The 6,341-nt window shown below is 67.1% G+C and carries 7 protein-coding genes, 1 pseudogene and 1 riboswitch; of the genes and pseudogenes, 5 read left to right on the forward strand and 3 right to left on the reverse strand.

Annotated features, from left to right (window positions below; all coding sequences use genetic code 11):
* Positions 1–611: TonB-dependent receptor (locus tag ACWIQA_RS06590; RefSeq protein ID WP_448582273.1), on the reverse strand; the 611-nt coding region annotated here is incomplete at its 3' end.
* A gap of 146 nt (positions 612–757) precedes the next feature.
* A riboswitch (cobalamin riboswitch) is annotated at positions 758–972 on the reverse strand.
* A 34-nt stretch (positions 973–1,006) separates the two neighbouring features.
* On the opposite strand from ACWIQA_RS06590, the pseudogene ACWIQA_RS06595 reads away from it, so the two are divergent.
* The 5 genes and pseudogenes from ACWIQA_RS06595 to ACWIQA_RS06615 all read left to right on the forward strand — a co-directional run.
* Positions 1,007–1,210 (forward strand): annotated as a pseudogene (locus ACWIQA_RS06595) (bifunctional adenosylcobinamide kinase/adenosylcobinamide-phosphate guanylyltransferase); the annotation flags it as partial.
* Positions 1,211–1,257: 47 nt separating this feature from the next.
* The gene (locus tag ACWIQA_RS06600; protein ID WP_448582278.1) at positions 1,258–1,611 is read left to right on the forward strand and encodes a bifunctional adenosylcobinamide kinase/adenosylcobinamide-phosphate guanylyltransferase; all 354 of its coding nucleotides are present in this window, start codon (positions 1,258–1,260) and stop codon (positions 1,609–1,611) included.
* 70 nt (positions 1,612–1,681) lie between these two features.
* A complete protein-coding gene (locus tag ACWIQA_RS06605) occupies positions 1,682–3,058 on the forward strand; it encodes an aromatic ring-hydroxylating dioxygenase subunit alpha (RefSeq protein WP_448582279.1) in 1,377 nt (458 codons plus the stop codon).
* Positions 3,051–3,581 carry a nuclear transport factor 2 family protein gene (locus tag ACWIQA_RS06610; RefSeq protein WP_448582274.1) on the forward strand — a complete coding sequence of 177 codons (531 nt, stop codon included), beginning with the start codon at positions 3,051–3,053 and terminating at the stop codon, positions 3,579–3,581. Before ACWIQA_RS06605 ends, ACWIQA_RS06610 begins: the two co-directional genes overlap by 8 nt.
* Positions 3,578–4,078 (forward strand): nuclear transport factor 2 family protein, encoded by a 501-nt coding sequence (locus tag ACWIQA_RS06615; RefSeq protein WP_448582275.1) that lies wholly within the window; start codon positions 3,578–3,580, stop codon positions 4,076–4,078. Before ACWIQA_RS06610 ends, ACWIQA_RS06615 begins: the two co-directional genes overlap by 4 nt.
* Before the next feature lie 56 nt (positions 4,079–4,134).
* On the opposite strand, the gene ACWIQA_RS06620 is transcribed toward ACWIQA_RS06615, so the two are convergent.
* Together ACWIQA_RS06620 and ACWIQA_RS06625 are read right to left on the reverse strand one after the other, a co-directional pair.
* On the reverse strand, positions 4,135–4,545 hold the full coding sequence (locus ACWIQA_RS06620; protein ID WP_448582276.1) for a YybH family protein: 411 nt from the start codon (positions 4,543–4,545) through the stop codon (positions 4,135–4,137).
* Between the two features lie 121 nt (positions 4,546–4,666).
* Positions 4,667–6,007 carry an aromatic ring-hydroxylating oxygenase subunit alpha gene (locus ACWIQA_RS06625; RefSeq protein WP_448582277.1) on the reverse strand — a complete coding sequence of 447 codons (1,341 nt, stop codon included), beginning with the start codon at positions 6,005–6,007 and terminating at the stop codon, positions 4,667–4,669.
* Between the last annotated feature and the right edge of the window lie 334 nt (positions 6,008–6,341).

Here is a 6,341-nt window from a genome sequence, read left to right on the forward strand (position 1 = left end):
GAAAAGCCATCGGTCCGGAACCAGCCGCCCCCGATGCTGGCGGCCACCGGCCCGATGCGGCCCGAAACATTGGCGACGACCTCGCCGCTGTTGCGCCAGCCGCCTTCGGCGCGGGCGTTGGCCGCGAGCGTGTCCGTCGGCTCGGCAGTGATCATGTGGATGACCCCGCCGATCGCCTGGCTGCCCCAAAGGACCGATTGCGAGCCGCGGACCACCTCGATGCGGCGGATGTTGCCGACCAGCAGCGGCCCGAAGTTGAACCCGCCTCCGGGCGACGATGGATCATTGACCTTGACACCGTCGATGAGGGCGACCGTCTGGTCGGAGTCGGCGCCGCGGATGTTGACCGAAGTCACCGTCCCGATCCCGCCGTTGCGAGCGATGGTGACACCCGGCACCAACCGCAGCGCATCCACAACCGTCACGCGCTGGAAGGTCTTGAGCTCGGCGGCATCGATCACGCTGACCGACTGGCCGACGCTGGCAAGGGGAGTCGGGGCGCGATTGGCAGTGACGACGATGGTCTCGGCGCTCGCGTCGGAAGCGCAGGCCGGCCCGACCCATGGGCCGGCAAGGCAAAGATAAGTGGCAAGGTGGATGCGATTCATCATCTGTCCCCTCTGGACGGTTGACCAAAGGGGTCGGGCGATGGACCCGAGCGCATGTTTTGGTGCCGTGGAGACTTCCACCGCGCACGACCCCGGTTTTGTCGTCACGCGAGGAAATCCTCGATCGCCCGGCACACCCTGTCCGCGCGATGGAACGACTGCAGCAGGCAGGTCTCCTGGCTCTCGGGTCCGCACCTTTCACCCCGCCTTCCCGGATGGCTCCAGTGGCACAAGGGGCGAAGGCTCGCCGATCACAGTTGCAGGGGCAGCCCCGGCCTACCGCGTTCGAAGCAAGATGCCTCTTGCGCTGCTTCCGGGTTCCCTTTTCATCCCATCGCTGGGAACCTGCTGCAATTTCACCTATATGCCGCAGCACACGCGCAGGCAATGGGCTTGCGATGGCTCCAACCACCTTGATCCTGGGCGGCGCCCGATCGGGCAAAAGCCGCTTCGCCCAAACACTCGCCGAAACAAGTGGCCACGATTGCGTCTATGTCACAACCGCCGAAGCACGCGACAACGAGATGGCCGAGCGCATCGCCCGCCACCGCCAGAACCGGGGCCCCCACTGGCAGACAGTCGAAGTGCCACTCAACCTTCCCGCAGCAAACAAACACCTCAGCCAGCCAAATCGAGTCCTCCTAATCGATTGCCTGACACTCGGCTCTCCAACCTCCTCAACACCGGCCAAAACCCCACACAAGCAACAGACACCCTCCTTGCTGCCCTCGGCACCTGCCAGGCAGAGACCATCCTGGTCGCAAACGAAGTCGGCCTCGGAATCATCCCAGAAACCCCACTCGGCCGAACATTCCGCGACGACACCGGACAATTACACCAAAGAACCGCCGCCCACGCCAACAACGTCGCCCTCATGGTTGCCGTCTCAACTTGTCTTGCACAGTTGCTTTGCAAGCTGGCTCAGCCCGCCTCGAAAGCAAGGGGCTCATGCCCTCTTCCCCCGGCAAAATGGTCAGGCCCGGCAGGAGACGCCCGCCATTAGTCTTGAAGGGGAGGCCGGCGAGGCATCGGCATGCGCCCAGGCCCGCCGCGGGCAGGAGGAGGAGCGACGGATGGCGCGTGATGAACCGGAAACCCGGCTTCCGCCCGGCGCGGCGCGGTGCCCGGGGCCGTCGGCGCTTGACATCATCCGCGCCGACAGCCCCGGGGCGCCGCCGGCGCTCACGGCCGAAAGCTACCGGTTCCTCGGCGACTCCGACATCTCCTACGAGCGCTACACCTCGCCGGCGGTCTTTGCCCGCGAGATGACCCACCTGTGGGGCCGGGCCTGGCAATGGGCCTGCCGCGAGGAGCATCTGCCCGAAGCCGGCGACTGGATCGTCTACGATCTCGGGACGCTCTCGATCCTCCTGGTGCGGGGCGGGGACGGGATCATCCGCGCCTTTCCCAACGCCTGCCTCCATCGCGGCACCCAGCTGAAGCCGCCGGGCAGCAGCGGCGGCGCGAGCGAGCTGCGCTGCCCCTTCCATGGCTGGCGCTGGACTCTCGAGGGGGACCTGAAGTTTGTTCCCTGCCGCTGGGACTTCCCGCATGTGACCGAGGACAGCCACGCCCTTCCCCAGCTCAAGGTCGGGCTATGGGGCGGGTTCGTGTTCGTGAACCCCGATCCGCACGCACCGCCGCTCGAGACCTGGCTCAGCCCGCTCGCCGAGCATCTCTGCGGCCGCTGGGACCTCTCGAAGCGGCGGATCGCGCTCCATATCCAGAAGGAGCTTCCGACCAACTGGAAGGCGGCGCAGGAAGCCTTTCTCGAGGCCTATCATGTCGTCGAAACCCATGCCCAGGCGCTCGCGACCGCCGGGGATGCCAATGCCAGCTACGACATCTTCTCGGACCATGTGACCCGCTTTGTCCACACCATCGGCACGCCGAGCCCGCATTTCGAAGGAAAGCTGACCGAGCAGGAGATTCTCGAGCGGATGCGGATCGGGGACGCGACGGTCCCCGAGGGCGGCACCGCCCGGGCGGTCGCGGCGGCCCGGCTGCGCCGGCAGCTCGGCGAGGCCTGGGGCGTGGACCTCTCCCCCTTTTCCGATTCCGAGATGCTCGATTCGATCGAATATCATCTCTTTCCCAACATGTGCCTCTTCCCCGGCGTCTCGCTGCCGATGATCTACCGCTTCCGCCCGCTTGGCATGGACCCCGGCCGCACCCTGTTCGATCTCCTGTTCCTGAAGCTGGTCCCGGAGGATGCGCCACGCGAGCCTCCGCCCGAGCCCGTGTTCGTGGCAGCGGACCAATCCTATGCCAGCGTGCCGGGCATGGATCCGGGACTCGGTGCCGTCTATGACCAGGACACCGACAATCTCGCGGCCCAATGGCGCGGCTTCCATGCCTCGACGAAGCGCGGCCAGACGCTCGGCAACTACCAGGAAGCGCGGATCCGCCGCTTCCACCTGACGCTTGACGAGATGCTCGCCCGTGACTGACCTTGCGGCCCGGATCGATCGACTGGAAAGCCGCCAGGCCATCCTCGACTTGCTCGCCGACTATATGCGGGCGCAGGACCGGCTCGACCCAGCGCTCCACCGCGCCGTCTTTCACGATGATGCAACAACCGATTATGGCGAGGCTTACCGCGGCGATGCCGACGGTTTTGTCGCCTTTGCGCAAGGGGTGCTCGCCCCCCATGCCATGAACCACCATATGCTGGGCCAAGTCCGGATCGATTTCGAGGGCCCGGACCTTGCTTTCGGCGAAGCCTATTTCCAGGCCTTCCACCGCATCGAGGAGGACGGGGAGGCGAAGGACCTGTTCGTCGCCGGCCGATACATCGACCGCTACGAACGGCGCGCGGGCGTGTGGAAGATCGCCCACCGCAGCGAGCTTGTCGACTGGCTGCGGACCGAGTTAGCCGCCGACGACCTGCTGCGCCTCCAGCCCGGCTGGCCGCTCGGCGCCCGCGCGCCTGATGACTTGAGCTGCCGCCGCGACGCGCTCCGCCGCCGATGACCACTGACCTTGTCGCCGACCGGCTGGCGATCGCCGACCTGCTCGCCCGCTATGCCCGCGCCATCGACCGCTGCGATGCCGCGCTCCTGGCCGGCGTCTGGTGGCCCGAGGCGACCTGCGACTATGGCAGCGGCCCGGTGCCGGCCGCGGCCTGGGCGGAAGCGACGCTGGTTGCGCTCCGGGCCATGCTGCGGACGCAACATTTTCTCGGCCAGTCGCTGATCGACATCGATGGCGAAACGGCAACGGCGGAGACCTATTGCCGTGCCTGGCACGAGGCGGAGACGGATTCCGGCCGGGTCGAGATGGAGGTGGGCGGCCGCTATCTCGACGAACTTCTGAAGCGCGGCGGCGAATGGCGGATTTCCCGCCGCCGCTATGTCATGGACTGGAACCGGAACGGGCCTTCCAGCTGCGCCTGGGATGGTCCGCTCTATGGCACGCTCTGCCGCCATGGTGCCCGCGCCCCTGACGACCCGAGCATGACCGGCGCCTGAGCGCGCCGCGCCTGCCGGCTGGCGGTGACGCGCTGGGGGAGGGACCCGGCCTCCGCCTAGCGGAGCTGGAGCACGGTGTAGGCGCGGGAAGTGAAGCGCCACGCGCCATCGGCATCGCGCCGCAGCCGGTCGTCGTAACGACCCGAGACGAGTAGCCCGGTTCCATCCACCTGCTTCATCATCTCGAACATGTAAGAGCGGGCGGTCGCGACATCGCCGTCGACCGCGACGGCGCCGTGATTGACATACATGCCGACCGCCTCGTAGCCGGCCATGAGCTCGAGCCAGAGGGTGCGGATGGCCTCCCGCCCCTCGGCCTCGCGCCCGGCGACCGCCCATGTGGCATCGAGCGCCCAGCACTCGGCCCAGGCATCGGCGTCGCGGCGGAAGACCGCGTCATTATAGGCCTCGATCCGCTCGCGGATCGCCAGCCGGTCGGCAAGCGGCCCCTCAAACCCGACGATCATCTGCCCCTCCCGAACCGGGCCTGCCGCACCGCAAGGCCCAGGCGATGGCGCCGCGGCGAGAGCGCAGAGGCCGCCCGTCATCACGGCGTGCCACGCATCACCCCCGCCTTGCTCAGTCCAGTCACGACGCCATCCACCGCTCGAGCGTCTCGTGGAACCAGCGCACCCGCCGTTCCTGCCAGGCGAGATAGTCGCCAAGGTAGCCCCGGGACTTCAGGCCCCGCTGCTGTGCTTCCCAGATCGCGACGTCCTGGTCGATCGCAGGGCCGGCCGAGACTTCGCCGACCTTTCCTTGCACATGCGGAGCGGCCACCGTGACATCGACCCATTCCGACATGCTCTGCGAATAGTAGCGCTCCGTGCCTTCGGGAAACAGCGTCATGTACCACATGTCGAAATAGCATTTTTCCGGGTCGCGCTCATGCGGCCGGGCGCGCAGCCAGATGTTGCCGTCTGGCTTCAGGCTGAACGAGAGGTTGGGGAAGATCGTGTAGTGCCAGTGGTCGGTGAGCTGCTCGTCATGGTAGGTTGAGAAGTCGAAGCCCTTCTCCCGGCCCTTCTCCCGCTTCGCCTTCTGCAGGGCTTTGCGGATCTCGCCGGTGCGCCCGCCGCGGAACTGCTCGGGGTCGAGATCCCAGAAGGCCAGCTCCTCGGCAAGATAGGCGAGCGTCTCGTTCTCGCCGCCCTGGAGCTGCCGGGTCGGCCCGGCGCCGGGCATGAACATGCGGGTGTGCCCTTCGGGATAGAGATCAAACTGGCAGTAGTGGTGGGAATATTCCAGCACGATCTTGGTCTGCGGATGGACGAAGGGCACATGGTAGCTCTCGTTGAAATTGTCCTGGATGAGCTTCCAGTTGAAATCGCCCTCGATGGTGACCCAGTGGGTCCGGACCATCTTCTCCATCGGGTAGGTCTCGATCTGCGGGACGATGGGCCCGAGAAAGGTCCTGAGCGGCACGGCGAGCGGGTCCATGTTGATCCAGACGAACCCGGCCCAGAGCTCGCACCGGACCTCGGCGAGATTGCGCTTGCCGCAGGGCGAACCCTGGAGGAAGTCCGCCTCGTCGGGGACGGTCTTGAGCCGCCCGGCGAGATCATAGGCCCAGCCATGATAGGGGCAGACGAGCCTTCGCGCGTGCCCCTGTTCGCCGCGGACCACGGGCATGCCGCGGTGCTGGCAGACATTGTAGAAGGCCCGCACCTCGCCACCCTCGCCGCGGACACAAAGGATGGTCTCCGGGCCGAAGTCGGCCGCTAGCCAGTCGCCGGGGTTGGGGATCTGGGTGACTAGCCCGGCGATCTGCCAGGTCCTTGTCCACACCCGGTCCCACTCCCGCGCCGCCCACTCGGGCGCGAAATAGCGCTCGGGCGTGATCGGCGTGTTGCGGAATTCCGGCTCGCGGAGCTTGGTCATGTCGGCACGTGGCGGCGCCGAGGGCGCCTGCTGTTCGACCGTTGCCATCGCCACCTCCTCGCCCTTCTGGATACAGGGCAAGGTGCCCCGCGGTCATCTCGCAGCCCTGATAGTGTCGGCCCGCGGTGGCGGGGCACGCCACCGCCCCGGTGCAAACTTCGCCGCGCGGGCCCGGCCTGCCCGTTCTTTTGACCGGGTGCCCCGACCGTCCGCGAAGAGCTAACCGGGGGCGTGAGAGCGACGGAGAGGGAGGGCCGACATGGGTGCGCTGGACGGCAAGGTCAGGCGCGCGAGCGCGGCAGCCGGACCGGGGTCAGGGTGCGGCCGCGATGCCCCTTCCCCCCGTCCTGTAGGAAAATGTTCCACGTGGAACATTTTCCTA

This window comes from Thermaurantiacus sp., assembly GCF_053487655.1.

Coding starts and splice junctions, on each gene's coding strand:
- ACWIQA_RS06605 (WP_448582279.1), top strand. CDS start 1,682: ATGGCGCGTGATGAACCGGAAACCCGGCTTCCGCCCGGCGCGGCGCGG.
- ACWIQA_RS06615 (WP_448582275.1), top strand. CDS start 3,578: ATGACCACTGACCTTGTCGCCGACCGGCTGGCGATCGCCGACCTGCTC.
- ACWIQA_RS06620 (WP_448582276.1), bottom strand. CDS start 4,545: ATGATCGTCGGGTTTGAGGGGCCGCTTGCCGACCGGCTGGCGATCCGC.
- ACWIQA_RS06625 (WP_448582277.1), bottom strand. CDS start 6,007: ATGGCAACGGTCGAACAGCAGGCGCCCTCGGCGCCGCCACGTGCCGAC.